This window comes from Streptomyces achromogenes (genome assembly GCF_030816715.1).
Classification (GTDB): Bacteria; Actinomycetota; Actinomycetes; order Streptomycetales; family Streptomycetaceae; genus Streptomyces; species Streptomyces achromogenes_A.
The window spans coordinates 5,276,374-5,291,704 of sequence record NZ_JAUSYH010000001.1; the positions used below are offsets into that span (position 1 = coordinate 5,276,374).

Sequence of the window (15,331 nt, forward strand, 5' to 3'; positions counted from 1 at the left end):
GACCAGGAGAAGGGAGGGCCGGACTCAGCCGGTCCGGCGCTGCGGCACGGCCTCCTTCGCCGCGCGGACGCCGAAGGCGATGACCGGGACCAGCAGCACGAAGCACATGTCACGTGCGGTGCCCGGGGACATCACGAGGTGCGTCAGAGCGAGGGAGGCGAGGACGGCGAGCGCGAACAGCAGGGCGTCGACCCCCGCGCGCCTCAGGTCGACCCTCCCGCCGCGGCCCTTCCCGTCGGTGCCCTTCGCGTCGGCGCCCGTCGCGTCCCGGCCTTTCATGGACCCGTCGGCTACGTTCTCGTTCGTCGAGCTCCCGTCCGTCACGTATGTCGCCTCCTGTGCTCGACCCGGGCCGCACGGGTGTGCCGGCGGGCGGTGCTGATGCCTTCTTGTACCAGCCCCGGGTAAGAGCGGCCCCGGCGCGCGCCGCCTCCCGGGTCGCCGTGCGGAGGTGGCGGCCCGGTGCCGGGAGCGCCGCCAGGCCGCTCTGCGACACTGGGCGCGATGAGTGAGACTGCCAAGCCGCCCGCCGCCCCGTCCCGCGCCCGCGCCGAGATCGATCTGGCCGCGCTGCGCGCCAACGTGCGTACCCTGCGCGCCAAGGCGCCGGGCGCGGCGTTCATGGCCGTGGTCAAGGCGGACGGATACGGGCACGGGGCGGCCCCCTGCGCCCGCGCCGCCGTCGAGGCCGGCGCGGAGTGGGTGGGCACCGCCACGCCCGAGGAGGCCCTCGCGCTGCGCGCGCACGCCGGACTGCCCGCGGACGTCCGGATCATGTGCTGGCTTTGGACACCGGGCGGGCCCTGGCGGGAGGCCGTCGAGGCCGGCCTCGACGTGTCGCTGAGCGGGCTCTGGGCGCTGCGGGAGGCCGTCGAGGGCGCACGGACCGCCGGGCGGGCCGCCCGGGTGCAGCTCAAGGCCGACACCGGGCTCGGACGCAACGGATGCCAGCCCGCCGACTGGCCCGAGCTAGTCGGGGAGGCGCTGCGCGCCGAGCGCGAGGGACTGGTGCGGGTCACCGGCCTGTGGTCGCACTTCGCCTGCGCCGACGAACCGGGGCACCCGTCCGTCGCCGCCCAGCTCGACCGGTTCCGCGAGATGGCGGCATACGCCGAGCGGCAGGGCGTCCGGCCAGAGGTGCGGCACATCGCCAACTCCCCGGCCGCGCTCACCCTCCCCGAGACCCACTTCGACCTGGTCCGCCCCGGGATCGCGATGTACGGCCTCTCGCCCAGCCCCGAGCTGGGTTCCGCCGCCGACCTCGGACTGCGGCCGGTGATGACTCTCGCGGCCTCGCTGGCCCTGGTGAAGCACGTCCCCGGCGGGCATGGCGTGAGCTACGGCCATCACTACGTCACTCCGGGTGCGACGACGCTCGGGCTGGTGCCCCTCGGGTACGCCGACGGCGTGCCGCGGCACGCTTCCGGGACCGGCCCGGTGCTGGTCGGCGGCAAGTGGCGGACGGCCGCCGGGCGCATCGCGATGGACCAGTTCGTCGTCGACCTCGGCGGCGACGAGCCGGGCCCCGGCGCGGAGGCGGTCCTCTTCGGGCCGGGCGACCGCGGCGAGCCCACGGCGCAGGACTGGGCGCAGGCGGCCGGAACCATCGGGTACGAGATCGTCACGCGCATCGGATCGCGCGTTCCCCGCGTCTATGTGAATGAGTGACCAGACCGGGTAACCCGCAGTCAGTGCACGGACATCGGCCCAGGAGGAGCGGCACGTGAGCGAGAGCAGCGCGGAGGCGGTGGCGAGCGCCGCCACGGCGGTCCTCGCCGCGTCCGCGACGGGGGCGGCCGGAGGATGGCGCCGGACGACCGGCATCGCGGGCGCCGCGATAGGCGTGATCGCCGCGGGCGCCGCGGCCGGCGTCGCCCTGGAGCGGATGACCGTGGGGCGGGGCATGCGGGCCAAGGCCCGGCTGGCGCTCGACTCGGCGGGACCGTACGGCGGGCTGCGCGGCACCCCCGGCAAGGCGTACGCCGACGACGGCACCGAGCTGTACTACGAGGTCGACGACGTCGAACCGCAGGGCGGACCGGCCGGCCGGCGGCGCAGGCTCTTCGGGCGCAAGGCGCCGCTGCCGGTCACCGTCGTGTTCAGTCACGGCTACTGCCTCAACCAGGACTCCTGGCACTTCCAGCGGGCGGCCCTGCGGGGCGTCGTGCGGACCGTGCACTGGGACCAGCGCAGCCACGGCAGGTCCGGACGCGGCAACGCCCAGACCGGGGACGGCGTGCCGGTCACCATCGACCAGCTCGGACGCGACCTGCGGGCCGTCGTCGACGCGGCCGTGCCGGAGGGGCCGATCGTGCTGGTCGGGCACTCCATGGGCGGGATGACGGTGATGGCCCTGGCCGCCCTGTACCCCGAGCTGATCCGCGAGCGGGTGGTCGCCACCGCGTTCGTCGGGACGTCGTCCGGGCGGCTCGGCGAGGTCAACTTCGGGCTGCCGGTCGCCGGTGTGAACGCGGTCCGGCGGGTGCTGCCGGGAATACTGAAGGCGCTCGGGCAGCAGGCGGCCCTGGTGGAGAAGGGGCGGCGGGCGACCGCCGACCTGTTCGCCGGGATCATCAAGCGGTACTCGTTCGCGTCCCGGGACGTGGACCCGGCGGTGGCGCGGTTCGCCGAGCGGATGATCGAGAGCACACCGATCGACGTGGTCGCCGAGTTCTACCCGGCGTTCACCGACCACGACAAGACCGAGGCGCTCGCCTGCTTCACGGACATGCCGGTGCTGGTGCTGGCCGGCATCGGGGACCTGGTGACGCCGAGCGAGCACAGCGAGGCGATCGCCGACATGCTGCCGGACGCCGAACTGGTCCTCGTCCCCGACGCCGGGCACCTCGTGATGCTGGAGCACCCGGAAGCGGTCACCGACCGCCTCGCCGACCTGCTCACGCGCGCGGGCGCCGTGCCGGCAGGGGCTACCGTGGGAGGTTATGGAGACACCAGCAGCGCCGCACCACCCGGCTGACCTTCGGATCACCGTCAACTCCCCCGAGCAGATGCGGGACTTCGGCCGTCGGCTGGCCAAGGTGCTGCGCGCCGGCGATCTCGTGATGCTGAGCGGGGAGCTCGGGGCGGGCAAGACGACGCTCACCCGCGGGCTCGGCGAGGGGCTCGGGGTCCGGGGCGCGGTCACCTCCCCGACGTTCGTGATCGCCCGGGTGCACCCCGCCCTCGGGGACGGTCCGCCGCTGGTCCACGTCGACGCGTACCGCCTGGGCGGCGGGCTCGACGAGATGGAGGACCTCGACCTCGACGTGTCGCTGCCCGAGTCGGTGATCGTCGTGGAGTGGGGCGAGGGCAAGGTCGAGGAGCTGACCGACGACCGGCTTCAGATCCGCATTCACCGGGCGGTCGGCGACACCGACGACGAGGTGCGGCACGTGACCGTGTCGGCGCTCGGTCGGCGTTGGGCCTCGGCGGACCTCGGCGTGCTGTCGGCCTGACGTACGGGACGTGACTGACGTGACCGGCGCGGCTCGCGTGGCTGGCGTGCCTGACGGGCTTCCGGGCTGGGGTGCTGCCGGTCCGGGGCGGGGTGCTGCCGGTCCGCGGTGCCGTCGACCTGCTCACCTGACCCCGTGAAGGTTCCGACAACGTGTCGGCAAAATGTTGCGTTCCGTGTCCGGGGCGTGGTCACATGGTATCAAGTTCGTAGTTAGGTCTACCTAACTACGCCCGCCCCCGAACCTCAGGAGGCGTCCATGCCGGCCACCGAGCCCCCTCCCCGGCCGCCGCGTCCCCTCGCGCCCGCCGCCGTGTCCATGCGCGACCTGCTGGCCTCGTGCGCGGCCGCCGAAGCCGTCTCGACGCCTCCGCGGCTGCCCGACGCCGCACTGGCGAAGAAGCCGGCCCGACGCCCCCGGGCGGCCTGACGCGTCACGGACGGCGCAACGCGGGCCGATCCGGACGCGAGGACTACCGGACCACGTCGACCCGTCGGCCGATCGTCGCGAACGCCCACATCGCGTCGCCGTCCGCGACGGTCTCCCGGATGCCGCCCGTCCGCACCCTCGGGTCGGGCTTCGTCAGCGAGCCGTCCAGGGCCGCGCTGAAGCCGATCGCCACGCCGTCCACCTCGGCGAACCGCACGACGTGCTCGATCGGGGTGCCGTCGGTGCCGGTGATCGCGCCCGAACGGGAACCGACCGAGTAGCTGCCCGGCAGCGGGTCCACACTGCCGGGGGCGACCTTGAACGTGCGGTTGACGCGACCGTCCGCGCCGACCAGCCACACCCGGTCGGCGATCAGCGCGTACACCACCCGCTCGCCCGCGCCGGAGCTCTCCGGCAGCGCCGTCGAGGCCACGCTCCCGGGGGCCTCCGCCGGCGTCGCGGGCGCGCCGCGTCGCGGCTCGGCCAGATCGTCGGGCACGTTCGCCGACGCCTGGAACGCGAGGAACCCGACCGTCGCCAGGGCGGCCGCGGTGAGCCCGGCCACGAAAGTCGAGCTGCTGCTGGGCACCGGTGACCACCTCGTCCGTCCTGCGCCCGTTCCGGGCGTCTTCGGCGTTCTGTCCCGTACGTGATGTACGTCATGTTTCGCGGCGACGTTAGCAGCCGTCACGGCCGCGACCGGGGCGGCGGTGGCGGGGGCACGGGAGCCGTAGGCTGTTTGCGTGCTCTTGCTCGCTCTGGATACCGCCACCCCCGCCGTCACCGTCGCCCTGCACGACGGCACCGACGTCGTCGCCTCCTCGAGTCAGGTGGACGCGCGCCGGCACGGCGAGCTGCTGCTCCCGGCCGTCGACCGGCTGCTCGCCGACGCCGGGCTCGGGCTCGACGCCGTCACCGGCATCGTCGTCGGCGTCGGACCCGGCCCCTACACGGGGCTGAGAGTCGGTCTGATGACCGCCGAGACCTTCGGGCTCGCGCTCGGCGTCCCCGTGCACGGCCTGTGCACCCTCGACGGCCTCGCCTACGCCTCCGACCTCGAAGGCCCCTTCGTGGTGGCGACCGACGCCCGCCGCAAGGAGGTCTACTGGGCGCGCTACGCCGACTCCCGCACCCGGGTGTCCGGCCCCGCCGTGGACCGACCCGCCGACATCGCCGACGAGGTGGCCGGGCTGCCCGCCGTCGGCGCGGGCGCGCTGCTCTACCCGGACGCCTTCCCCCGCGCGCACGAACCCGAGCACGTCTCCGCGGCGGCGCTCGCGAGTCTCGCGGCGGAGCGGCTGGCGGCGGGCGGGGAACTGCCCGCGCCACGGCCCCTGTACCTGCGCCGGCCGGACGCCCAGGTCCCCAAGAACTACAAGGTGGTCACCCCCAAGTGACCGAATCCGTCGACCTCGTGCTGCGCGAGATGCGCTGGTGGGACATCGAGCGCGTGCTCGAACTCGAGAAGGACCTCTTCCCCGAGGACGCCTGGTCCCGGGGCATGTTCTGGTCCGACCTGGCCCACGCCCGCGGCCCGGAGGCGACCCGGCGCTACCTCGTCGCCGTCGACCCGGCCGCGGACGACCGGATCGTCGGGTACGCGGGTCTGGCCGCCGCCGGGGACGTCGCCGACGTCCAGACCATCGCCGTCGCCCGCGACCACTGGGGCACCGGCCTCGGCGGCCGGCTGCTGACGGAGCTGCTGAGCGCGGCGACCGCCTTCGAGTGCGCCGAGGTCCTGCTCGAGTGCCGCATCGACAACGTCCGCGCCCAGAAGCTCTACGAGCGCTTCGGGTTCGAGGCCATCGGGTTCCGGCGCGGCTACTACCAGCCGGGCAACGTGGACGCCCTGGTGATGCGCCTCACCGACCCATCGACATCCGTAGCGGGAACACAGGGAAACGAGACCAATGGCTGACGAACCCCTCGTTCTGGGGATCGAGACCTCCTGCGACGAGACCGGCGTCGGCGTCGTGCGCGGCACGACCCTGCTGGCGGACGCGATCGCCTCCAGCGTCGACGAGCACGCCCGCTTCGGCGGGGTGGTGCCCGAGGTGGCGTCCCGCGCCCACCTGGAGGCGATGGTCCCGACCATCGAGCGGGCGCTGAAGGACGCGGGGGTGAGCGCGAAGGACCTCGACGGCATCGCGGTCACCGCCGGTCCGGGGCTCGCCGGCGCGCTGCTGGTCGGCGTCTCGGCGGCGAAGGCCTACGCCTACGCCCTCGGCAAGCCTCTCTACGGCGTCAACCACCTCGCCTCGCACATCTGCGTGGACCAGCTCGAGCACGGCGCGCTGCCCGAGCCGACGATGGCGCTGCTGGTGTCCGGGGGACACTCCTCCCTGCTGCTGTCCACCGACATCACCTCCGACGTCCGTCCGCTGGGCGCGACCATCGACGACGCGGCGGGCGAGGCCTTCGACAAGATCGCCCGGGTGCTGAACCTGGGCTTCCCCGGCGGCCCGGTCATCGACCGCTACGCCCGTGAGGGCGACCCGACGGCGATCGCGTTCCCGCGTGGACTGACCGGCCCGCGCGACCCGGCGTACGACTTCTCGTTCTCCGGTCTGAAGACGTCGGTCGCCCGCTGGATCGAGGCCAGGCGGGCGGCGGGCGAGGAGGTCCCGGTGCGCGACGTCGCGGCCTCCTTCCAGGAGGCGGTCGTGGACGTGCTGACCCGCAAGGCCGTCCGGGCGTGCAAGGACGAGGGCGTCGACCACCTGATGATCGGCGGCGGTGTGGCCGCCAACTCCCGGCTGCGGGCCCTGGCCCAGGAGCGCTGCGAGGCGGCCGGCGTCCGGCTGCGCGTGCCGCGTCCCAAGCTGTGCACGGACAACGGCGCGATGGTGGCGGCGCTGGGCGCGGAGATGGTCGCCCGGGGCCGGGCCGCGTCCGGCTGGGACCTGTCGGCGGACTCGTCGCTGCCGGTGACCGACCCGCACGTGCCCGGCCGGCACCCCGGGCACCGGCACGGTCACGGCCACGACCATGTGCACGAGGTCGCCAAGGACAACCTGTACTCATGACCGTCGCGCTGATGTGGGAGGCCCGGGCGGCGGCCGGCCGGGGCGAGGAACTGCTGCGCTGGGCGCAGGAACAGGCGGGGCGGCTCGCGCGGCGGCCCCTGCGCAGCGAGACCTTCCGGGCTCCGCAGGACCGGGTGCTCGTCATCACCTGGTGGGACGCCGGGTACGACGACCCAGACCTGCCCGAACTTCCGGAGCCGGCCGGGGAGTTGGTGGCCAGGGCGGTGCACCGCTGGCGGTTCGAGGCGGTGCCGGACCGGCTCTGAGGGAAGGTCAGGGACCGCCCGTCTCCGCTTCCAGCGCGGTGCGGGTCGCGACGCCGTACACCCCGGACTCGTCCTGCACCACCGCTCGGGTGAGCTGGTAGGAGCGGACCGCGTTCTCGACCTCGATGTCGTACACGCCCTCGGCCCGACCTGCCTGGTAGCCGATCCGACGCAGCCGCGCCTGGAGTTCGGCCACCTCGGGACCGGTGTCCCCGAGCCGCAGCACGGGCGGCGCCGAGGCGCTCGGGCGCGGCCCGGGGGACGGGGTGCCGGTGGCCCCCCTGGACGGAGCCGGAGCCGGAGCCGGGGGTGGCGCGGCGGACCGGGTGGGCCGTGCCGGAGTGGGGGAGGGCGTTCCCGGGGAGTCGGAGGCGGTCGGCGACGGTGGGGTCCGCGAGGCACGCGGGCTCCCTCTTCCGGCCGTGGTGACGCCGCCGGACGTCACGTCGGGCACCGGCGCCCGTACGTCCTCGGGGAGCGCGCCGTCGCGCGTGGGACCGTCGTACAGGAGGAATCCGGCGAGCACCGCCGCGGTCACGGCGGTCGCGAGGAGGGCGGCGAGCACCAGCAGGCGCACAGGGCTCCGGCGACGGCCCGGGCGCGATGCGCCGCCGCCCGGGCCCGCCGCCAAGTCGCCGGCCCCCTCGTACCCGGCCGACACCCGCCCGCCCGACGTGTACTCGCTCGACTCGGCTTCGCCTGACGCCCGTCCGCCCGACTCGGGTTCGCCGGACGCCCGCGCGTCCGACGCGCGCCCGCCTGACCTGGGCCCCCCTGACTCGGGCTCGCCTGAACCGGGCTCGCCCCACGCGAACCCGTCCGCCTCGTCGGCTTCTTGTGCCCCGTCGGCCTCCTCCGCGGAGGGCGGCTCGCCGTGCTCGCGCGCGGGTGCGGGGCCGGTGGTGGCAGCGCCCTCGGGCCGGGCGTCGACCTGCGGGTCCCGGCCGGTGTCGTCCTGCGGGTCCCGGCCGGCGTCGATCACGACGAACGGCCGGATGCGCACCGGGTCGAAGTCCTCGGCGGCGGCCGCCTCCGCAGTGCGCGCACTGCGGTGGGCGTCGGACGCGAGCCGGGCGCACACGCACGCGGGGGCGCCGTCCGCGGCCCGGGGCGCACCGCACAACGGACAGACGCCACGCTGCGGTTCACTCAACCTGAAGCACCTCTCGGGCCGGGCTTCAGATCCTATTCACATCCTGCGCACAGCATCTCCCCGCACGCGGGTTCCACGGCCGGCGGAGCGGACACCGCCCGCACGGACGCCGGGGCGATGAGCCGTGGCGCACCGGGGGTGCGGCCGCGGGGCCGGCGGAATCCGACCCGCCGCCGTCCCCGCTGCGCATCTCAGCCGCGTGAGACCTCCGCCTCGCACCGCAGTCGCCGTCCCGCCCCCGTCTCGCGCACCGGCCCGGTCAGCCGCAGCCGTGCCGTGGCCCGCACGTCGGCGCTGGAGGTACCCAACCGCAGTTCCAGGTCGCCGGGTTCGACCACCCGCCGTCCCGAGCGGTCGGTGAAGGCGGAGAGGTCGGTGTGGAAGCGGAAGGTCACGCGGGCCGTTTCGGCGGCGGCCAGCTCCAGCCGCTGGTAGCCGATCAGCCGCACGTCGGGGCGGGTCACCCCGGCCACCGGGTCGTGCAGATACAGCTGGACGACCTCCGCGCCCGCCCGGTCGCCGGTGTTGCGGACGGTGACGGAGACGTCGTACGAGCCGTCCGTGCCGATCTCCGCGTCCGGGCCGGAGAAGTCCTCCCAGGTGAACGCCGTGTACGAGCGTCCGTGTCCGAAGGGGTACAGCGGGGTGGGGTCGAGGTTGCTGACCTGGCCCGCCAGGCCGAGCGGCGGCTGGAGGTAGGTCCACGGCTGGCCGCCCGGCACGCGCGGCACGCTCACCGGGAGCCGCCCCGAGGGGTTCACCCGGCCCGACAGCACTCCGGCCACCGCCGGACCGCCCTCCTCGCCGGGGAAGAACGCCTGGACGGCGGCTCCCAGCCGCCCGTGCCAGCGGCCCAGCGCGTACGGGCGCCCGGTGAGCAGCACGAGGACGACCGGGACGCCCGTCGCGACCAGCGCGTCCAGCAGCGCGCCCTGGACGCCGGGCAGGCTCAGATCGGCGACGTCGCAGCCCTCGCCGGACGTGCCCCGGCCGAACAGCCCCGCCCGGTCGCCGAGGACGGCCACGCAGACGTCCGCCTCCGAGGCGCGCGTGATGGCCTCCGTGAAGCCGGACGGATCCGGGTCCGAGACCCCGCAGCCCTCCGTGAAGGTCACCTTCGCGTCGGGGAGTTCGGCGCGCAGGGACTCCAGCAGCGTCGGGATGTCGATGCCGGTCTCCACCCCGGGGTGGTGGGGCAGGACATGGGACGGGAAGGAGTAGCAGCCGAGCATGGCCAGCGCGTCCGCCGCCCGCGGCCCGACCACGGCCACCCGTGCGTCGGGGGAGAGGGGGAGCAGGCCGTCGGGGTTGTCCAGCAGGACCACCGACTCCTCGGCCAGCCGGCGGGCCAGCGCGCGGTTCGCGGGCGGGTCGAGGTCCACCGACTCGGGAACGTGCGGTTGCCAGTCCTCGTCGAGCAGGCCCAGATCGCACTTCTGCAGCAGGACGCGGCGCGCGGCCCGGTCGATCAGCTCCGCCGGCACCTCGCCCGCCCGCACGGCGGCGGCCAGCGTCTCGCCGTAGTACTTCACGGTGGGCAGCTCGACGTCGATGCCGGCGTCCAGCGCCAGCCGGGCCGCCTGCGCGGGGGTGCCGGCCACCCGGTGCAGGGTCTGCAGGAAGCCGATGCCGAAGTAGTCGGCGACGACCGTGCCGGTGAAGCCCCACTCCTCCCGGAGCAGGCCGGTCAGCAGCTCGGGGTCGGCGGAGGCCGGGACGCCGTCGCGTTCGGTGTAGGCCGCCATCACCGAGCGGGCGCCGCCCTCACGCAACGCCATCTCGAACGGGGGCAGCGTGACGTCCGCGAACTCGCGGGTGCCCGCCCGCACCGGGGCCAGGTTGCGCGCGCCCGCCGAGGAGGCGTAGCCGGCGAAGTGCTTGAGGGTGGCGACGACCCCGGCGGACTCCAGTCCGCGCACGTAGGCCGTGCCGACCGTGCCGACCAGATACGGGTCCTCGCCGATCGTCTCCTCGACGCGCCCCCAGCGCGGATCGCGGACGACGTCCAGGACCGGGGCGAGGCCCTGGTGCACGCCCATCGCGCGCAGGTCCCGGCCGATCGCCCGGCCCACCTCCTCGACCAGCGGCGGGTCGAAGGCCGCGCCCCAGGCCAGGGGGACCGGGTAGGCGGTGGCCCGCCAGGCGGTGAATCCGGCCAGGCACTCCTCGTGGGCGACCGCCGGGATGCCGAAGCGGCCGGCGGCGACGATCTGCCGCTGGGCGCCGGCCAGGGCACGGGCGCCGAGCGCCGGGTCCACGGGTGCGGTGCCGAAGGAGCGGGTCAGCTGGCCGAGCCCCCGGGTGATCAGCTCGTCGTAGTCGTAGTCGGCGGTCATGTCGTGCTGGTGCGGGGCGACGCCCCCGCCGTCCGTCGCGGCGCCGACCCACACGCCGTACAACTGGGCGATCTTCTCCTCGAGCGTCATCCGGCCGAGGAGGTCGTCGACGCGGGCGGCGGCGGGCAGGGCGGGGTCACGCCAGGGGGCGGTGGTCATGAAACTCCTGTCAGAGGTCGGTGAGCCACCAGGGGGCGGTGCATCCTGGAATCCTGTGGAGCGTCCGGCAGGGCGGGCGTCCTGTCGAATGTTTCGAGCTGTATTCCGAATGTTCCGGGAACCTATGGCGTCGGCATGGGTTCGTCAAGAGGTCGCGTGACGATACGATCGCCGCCATGACACCCTCGGAGCCCACAGAAACGCGGACAGAAGCGCGGCCGACGCAGACCGCGACGCTCGCGGAGATCGCCCGCGAGGCCGGCGTGTCGGCACCGACTGTTTCGAAGGTCCTCAACGGCCGTGCCGACGTCGCCCCCGCCACCCGCACCCGCGTCGAGGAGCTGCTGCGCACCCACGGCTACCGGCGCCGCCGCGCGGAGGCGACCCGTTCCCCCCTCATCGACCTGGTCTTCCACGAGCTGGAGAGCGCCTGGGCGATGGAGGTCATCCGGGGCGTGGAGAACGTGGCCCGCGACGCGGGGCTGAGCGTGGTCCTCAGCGAGAGCGCCGGACGGCTCACCCCCGGGCGGACCTGGGCCGACCAGGTCGCCGCCCGTCGCCCGCACGGCGTGGTGCTGGTGCTGTCCGGGCTCGACGAGTCCCAGCGGGCGTTGCTGACCAGCCGCTCCATCCCGTTCGTGGTGATGGACCCGGCCGGCGACCCGGGCGCCGATGTGCCCTCCATCGGGGCGACCAACTGGCAGGGCGGCCTCGCCGCCACCCGGCACCTGGTGGAGCTGGGGCACCGCCGCATCGGGGCGATCAGCGGGCCGCCGCAGATGATGTGCAGCCGGGCCCGGATCGACGGCTACCGGGCCGCGCTGGAGACCGCCGGGCTGCCGGTCGAGCCGGGGCTGATCAAGACCGGCGACTTCCACCACGAGACCGGTTACCGGCTGGGCCGTGAGCTGCTCGACCGCCCGGACCGGCCCACCGCCGTGTTCGCCGGCAACGACCTCCAGGCGCTCGGCTTCTACGAGGCCGCCCGCGAACTGGGCCTGCGCATCCCCGAGGACGTGAGCGTGGTCGGTTTCGACGACCTGCCGGTCGCCCGCTGGGTCGGCCCGCCGCTGACGACGGTGCGCCAGCCGCTGACCGAGATGGCCGAGGCGGCGGCCCGGCTGGTCCTCGAACTGGGCCGGTCGCCCTCGCGCGAGGCGCCGACGTCGACGCGGGTGGAGCTCGCCACCAGCCTCGTGGTGCGCACGAGCACGGGTGCGCCGCCCGTGGCCGGAAGTTGACCTATTGACGGGTGTACCGGACGCCTCCACACTCCACCGAAGTCAATCGGTTGAACAGCCGAAACTTTCGGAGGCACCCGCAATGAGCTCCTCCAGAACGTCTCCCCCGGCTTCCCCCCGGACTTCTCCCGGGACTTCTCCCCGAATTTCCCCCGGGCCGTTTCCGCTGCGGACCCGGCTTGCCACCCTGGTCACCGGCGCCGCCGCCGCGGCGGCCCTGCTCGTCGCCGCTCCCCTCTCCCACGCGGCCGACACCCCGCTGCGCGACCTCGGTGCCGCCAAGGGCAAGGTCGTCGGCACCGCCGTCACCGGCTCCAAGCTCACCGGTGTCTACGGCGACATCGCCGGGGCGCAGTTCTCCTCGCTGACCCCGGGCAACGCCATGAAGTGGGGTTCGGTGGAGCCGACGCAGGGCGTGTTCAACTGGGCCGAGGCGGACCAGATCGTGGCGTTCGCCCAGGCCCACGACCAGCAGGTGCGCGGCCACACCCTCGTCTGGCACAGCCAGAACCCGAACTGGCTGACCAACGGGAGCTGGACGTCCGCGCAGCTCGGCGCCCTGCTGCAGAACCACATAGACACCGAGGTAGGCCGCTACAAGGGGAGGATCGCCGCCTGGGACGTCGTCAACGAGCCCTTCGACGAGGACGGCACCTACCGCCCGACCCTCTGGTACAACGGCCTCGGCGCCGACTACATCGCCACCGCCCTGACCCGGGCGCGGGCCGCCGACCCGGCCGCCAAGCTCTACGTCAACGACTACAACGTCGAGGGCGTCAACGCGAAGTCGACCGCCCTGTACAACCTGGTCAAGTCGCTGAAGGAGCGGGGCGTCCCGATCGACGGCGTCGGGCTGCAGGCGCACCTGATCGTCGGTCAGGTGCCGTCCACGTTCCAGCAGAACATCCAGCGATTCGCCGACCTCGGCGTGGACGTGGCGATCACCGAGCTGGACATCCGGATGAACCTGCCCTCCGACAGCGCCAAGCTCGCGCAGCAGAAGGCCGACTACAAGGCCGTCACCGCCGCCTGTGCCGCCGTCACGCGCTGTGTCAACCTCACCGTCTGGGGCTTCACCGACTCCGACTCCTGGGTGGAGAGCACCTTCCCGGGGCAGGGCGCGGCGACCCCGTACGACGCGAACTACGCGCCCAAACCGGCGTACTACGGCATCTCCGAGGCGCTCGGCGGCACGACCACGCCGACGCCGACCGGCAAGTGCACGGCTGCCTACAGCGTGGGCAGCCAGTGGAACACCGGGTTCACCGGGAACGTGACGATCTCCTGTTCGGGCGCCTCGCTGTCGTCCTGGAAGGTGACCTGGTCCTACGGCGCGGGCCAGCAGATCACCCAGTCCTGGAACGCCGTGTGCACCCAGTCGGGGGCGGCCGTGTCGTGCGCGAACGCCTCGTACAACGGGACAGTCCCGGACGGCGGTTCGGTGAGTTTCGGGTTCAACGCGAACTGGAGCGGGAGCAACCCGGCGCCCACGGTGACGCTGGGGTGACGGGGACGGTACCGCGAGATCTCCCGCGGAAGGCGCGTCCGTGAACCGTTCCTCACACCATCCTCATAATTCGGACGTACGTTCTCTCCTGTGACGGGACTCGAGGAGCACGGCGAAACCGGCAGCGGAGCGGGCCGGCGGTCGAGAGCACTGAAGGCCGCCGGTCTCACCCTGGCCGCCGTCCTGGTGGTGGGCGTCGGGACGGCGGGCTGGGCCTACTGGCACCTCAACGGCAACATCAAGAGCGTCGACATCGACAACGCGCTGGGCGACGACCGCCCGGCGAAGACGGTCACCACCCCGTCGGCCTCGGCGTCCGCCGCCCCGCCGCCCACCGAGGCCGTGAACCTCCTCGTGCTGGGCTCGGACTCGCGCAGCGGCGCGGCGAACCAGGCGCTCGGCGGCGGCGACAGCACCGGCGCCCGCTCCGACACGGCGATGGTCGTGCACATCGACGCCGGCCGCACGACGGCCACGATCGTCAGCATCCCGCGCGACACCCTCGTCACCCGGCCCTCCTGCCCGCTGCCCGACGGCGGTTCGACGGCGACGGCCTACGGAGCGATGTTCAACACCGCCTACGCGGCCGGCGGCCCGGTGTGCGCCGTCAAGACGGTCGAGTCGATCACCGGGGTCCGGATGGACCACTACGTCGAGGTCGACTTCTCCGGCTTCGCCAAGCTCGTGGACGCGCTCGGCGGGGTCACCGTCACCACCGACGAGGACATCGACGACGACGACAGCCATCTGCACCTCGCGGCCGGCACCCACCGTCTGGACGGCGCCCGGGCCCTCGCCCTGGCCCGCACCCGGCACGGCATCGGCGACGGCAGCGACCTCGGCCGCATAGGCCTCCAGCAGAAACTGGTGAAGGCCCTGCTGGAGCAGATCGCCTCCACCGACCTCCTCACCAGCCCCGCCAGGCTGTACGAGGTCGCCGACGCGGTCACCGGCAGCCTCACCACCGACACCGGTCTGGACTCGCTCGCCGAGCTGACGGAACTCGGCCGGAGCCTGAAGGGGCTGTCCGCGGGGAACGTCCGGACGGTCACCATGCCCGTCGTGCCGGCCCCCTCCGACCCCAACCGGGTGGTCGCGCTGGAGCCGGCGGCGAGCGCGCTGTGGAAATCGCTGAAATAAATTCCGGTGAGGTGTCGATCCGGCCCGTCGCCGTTCGACGCAGGGGGGAGAGGCCGGGAAGGACCCGGCTCACCGCACCCGAGGAGTCACCATGCCCCGCTACCTGTCGCTCGTGAAGATCGACGAGGCCACCGCCCCCGCCGAGGGCCCCAGCCCGGAGCTGATGCAGCGGATGGGCGAGCTGATCGAGGAGGTCACCAAGGCCGGCGTCATGCTGGAGACCGCCGGGCTGACCCCGTCCGCGCAGGGCGTCCGCGCGCACTGGGAGGGCGGGAAGATCACCCTCACCGACGGGCCCTTCACCGAGGCCAAGGAGGTCGTCGGCGGGTACGCGATCATGCAGTGCAAGGACATGGCCGAGGCCGTCGAATGGACGAAGCGGTTCCTGAAGGTGCACGAGGAGCACTGGACGGTGACCTGCGAGGTGCGGGAGATCGCGGAAGGCTGAGCGTGCGGGCTGAGCGTTCGGGCTGAGCGTTTTGGCCTGAACGGGCGCCGGGTGTTCGATGGTGAGTTGTGGAACGACAGCCCGCCCCGGACCCCGGCCCGCCCTCGCGCCCCGGCCCGCCCCCGGCCCCCGGCGACGCCCCGGATTCCGGCGGCGCCTCGCCTTCGCACG

At 73.8% G+C, this 15,331-nt stretch carries 16 protein-coding genes; 12 read left to right on the plus strand and 4 right to left on the minus strand.

Annotated elements, in window-relative coordinates; genetic code table 11:
* Positions 1–24: 24 nt before the first annotated feature.
* On the minus strand, positions 25–324 hold the full coding sequence (locus tag QF032_RS23880; RefSeq protein WP_307045313.1) for a hypothetical protein: 300 nt from the start codon (positions 322–324) through the stop codon (positions 25–27).
* A gap of 180 nt (positions 325–504) precedes the next feature.
* Here QF032_RS23880 and alr point away from each other — a divergent pair, with 180 nt between their 5' ends.
* The 4 genes from alr to QF032_RS23900 all read left to right on the plus strand — a co-directional run bounded on the left by alr (position 505) and on the right by QF032_RS23900 (position 3,884).
* Positions 505–1,668: an alanine racemase gene (gene alr / locus QF032_RS23885; protein ID WP_307045314.1), complete on the plus strand. Its 1,164-nt coding sequence runs from the start codon at positions 505–507 to the stop codon at positions 1,666–1,668.
* A 55-nt stretch (positions 1,669–1,723) separates the two neighbouring features.
* Positions 1,724–2,977: an alpha/beta fold hydrolase gene (locus tag QF032_RS23890; protein ID WP_307045315.1), complete on the plus strand. Its 1,254-nt coding sequence runs from the start codon at positions 1,724–1,726 to the stop codon at positions 2,975–2,977.
* A complete protein-coding gene (tsaE, locus tag QF032_RS23895) occupies positions 2,943–3,455 on the plus strand; it encodes a tRNA (adenosine(37)-N6)-threonylcarbamoyltransferase complex ATPase subunit type 1 TsaE (RefSeq protein WP_057584656.1) in 513 nt (170 codons plus the stop codon). The genes QF032_RS23890 and tsaE overlap by 35 nt, the downstream gene beginning before the upstream one ends.
* Positions 3,456–3,713: 258 nt before the next feature.
* Entirely contained in the window at positions 3,714–3,884 is a 171-nt protein-coding gene (locus QF032_RS23900; protein WP_306949745.1) for a hypothetical protein, read from the plus strand.
* 43 nt (positions 3,885–3,927) lie between these two features.
* On the opposite strand, the gene QF032_RS23905 is transcribed toward QF032_RS23900, so the two are convergent.
* A complete protein-coding gene (locus tag QF032_RS23905) occupies positions 3,928–4,473 on the minus strand; it encodes a hypothetical protein (RefSeq protein WP_307057423.1) in 546 nt (181 codons plus the stop codon).
* A 154-nt stretch (positions 4,474–4,627) separates the two neighbouring features.
* Here QF032_RS23905 and tsaB point away from each other — a divergent pair, with 154 nt between their 5' ends.
* Genes tsaB through QF032_RS23925 form a run of 4 tightly spaced genes read left to right on the plus strand, consistent with a single transcriptional unit; the run spans position 4,628 to position 7,176 of the window.
* Entirely contained in the window at positions 4,628–5,281 is a 654-nt protein-coding gene (gene tsaB / locus QF032_RS23910) for a tRNA (adenosine(37)-N6)-threonylcarbamoyltransferase complex dimerization subunit type 1 TsaB (RefSeq protein ID WP_307045317.1), read from the plus strand.
* Positions 5,278–5,802, plus strand: a complete 525-nt coding sequence (gene rimI / locus QF032_RS23915; protein WP_307045318.1) for a ribosomal protein S18-alanine N-acetyltransferase — start codon at positions 5,278–5,280, stop codon at positions 5,800–5,802. Before tsaB ends, rimI begins: the two co-directional genes overlap by 4 nt.
* Positions 5,795–6,910: a tRNA (adenosine(37)-N6)-threonylcarbamoyltransferase complex transferase subunit TsaD gene (gene tsaD / locus QF032_RS23920; protein WP_306949742.1), complete on the plus strand. Its 1,116-nt coding sequence runs from the start codon at positions 5,795–5,797 to the stop codon at positions 6,908–6,910. The genes rimI and tsaD overlap by 8 nt, the downstream gene beginning before the upstream one ends.
* On the plus strand, positions 6,907–7,176 hold the full coding sequence (locus tag QF032_RS23925; RefSeq protein WP_307057425.1) for a hypothetical protein: 270 nt from the start codon (positions 6,907–6,909) through the stop codon (positions 7,174–7,176). Before tsaD ends, QF032_RS23925 begins: the two co-directional genes overlap by 4 nt.
* A 7-nt stretch (positions 7,177–7,183) precedes the next feature.
* Here the strand turns inward: QF032_RS23925 and QF032_RS23930 are convergent, their stop codons facing one another.
* Both QF032_RS23930 and QF032_RS23935 read right to left on the minus strand, forming a co-directional pair.
* Positions 7,184–8,329 (minus strand): peptidoglycan-binding protein, encoded by a 1,146-nt coding sequence (locus tag QF032_RS23930; RefSeq protein WP_307057427.1) that lies wholly within the window; start codon positions 8,327–8,329, stop codon positions 7,184–7,186.
* A 191-nt stretch (positions 8,330–8,520) separates the two neighbouring features.
* Positions 8,521–10,824, minus strand: a complete 2,304-nt coding sequence (locus QF032_RS23935; protein ID WP_307057429.1) for a beta-xylosidase/alpha-l-arabinosidase — start codon at positions 10,822–10,824, stop codon at positions 8,521–8,523.
* Between the two features lie 176 nt (positions 10,825–11,000).
* On the opposite strand from QF032_RS23935, the gene QF032_RS23940 reads away from it, so the two are divergent.
* From QF032_RS23940 to QF032_RS23955, 4 genes are all read left to right on the plus strand, one after another.
* Positions 11,001–12,065 (plus strand): LacI family DNA-binding transcriptional regulator, encoded by a 1,065-nt coding sequence (locus QF032_RS23940; protein ID WP_306949738.1) that lies wholly within the window; start codon positions 11,001–11,003, stop codon positions 12,063–12,065.
* A gap of 82 nt (positions 12,066–12,147) precedes the next feature.
* Positions 12,148–13,572: an endo-1,4-beta-xylanase gene (locus tag QF032_RS23945; protein ID WP_307057431.1), complete on the plus strand. Its 1,425-nt coding sequence runs from the start codon at positions 12,148–12,150 to the stop codon at positions 13,570–13,572.
* Between the two features lie 90 nt (positions 13,573–13,662).
* Positions 13,663–14,712: an LCP family protein gene (locus tag QF032_RS23950; RefSeq protein ID WP_307057433.1), complete on the plus strand. Its 1,050-nt coding sequence runs from the start codon at positions 13,663–13,665 to the stop codon at positions 14,710–14,712.
* A 91-nt stretch (positions 14,713–14,803) separates the two neighbouring features.
* Positions 14,804–15,160, plus strand: a complete 357-nt coding sequence (locus QF032_RS23955) for a YciI family protein (protein WP_057584644.1) — start codon at positions 14,804–14,806, stop codon at positions 15,158–15,160.
* Positions 15,161–15,331: the final 171 nt, after the last annotated feature.

What these genes read in the sequence shown, in the direction of transcription:
- alr (WP_307045314.1), top strand. Translation starts at nt 505, where the DNA reads ATGAGTGAGACTGCCAAGCCGCCCGCCGCCCCGTCCCGCGCCCGCGCC.
- tsaE (WP_057584656.1), top strand. Translation starts at nt 2,943, where the DNA reads ATGGAGACACCAGCAGCGCCGCACCACCCGGCTGACCTTCGGATCACC.
- QF032_RS23900 (WP_306949745.1), top strand. Translation starts at nt 3,714, where the DNA reads ATGCCGGCCACCGAGCCCCCTCCCCGGCCGCCGCGTCCCCTCGCGCCC.
- tsaD (WP_306949742.1), top strand. Translation starts at nt 5,795, where the DNA reads ATGGCTGACGAACCCCTCGTTCTGGGGATCGAGACCTCCTGCGACGAG.
- QF032_RS23925 (WP_307057425.1), top strand. Translation starts at nt 6,907, where the DNA reads ATGACCGTCGCGCTGATGTGGGAGGCCCGGGCGGCGGCCGGCCGGGGC.
- QF032_RS23935 (WP_307057429.1), bottom strand. Translation starts at nt 10,824, where the DNA reads ATGACCACCGCCCCCTGGCGTGACCCCGCCCTGCCCGCCGCCGCCCGC.
- QF032_RS23940 (WP_306949738.1), top strand. Translation starts at nt 11,001, where the DNA reads ATGACACCCTCGGAGCCCACAGAAACGCGGACAGAAGCGCGGCCGACG.
- QF032_RS23945 (WP_307057431.1), top strand. Translation starts at nt 12,148, where the DNA reads ATGAGCTCCTCCAGAACGTCTCCCCCGGCTTCCCCCCGGACTTCTCCC.
- QF032_RS23955 (WP_057584644.1), top strand. Translation starts at nt 14,804, where the DNA reads ATGCCCCGCTACCTGTCGCTCGTGAAGATCGACGAGGCCACCGCCCCC.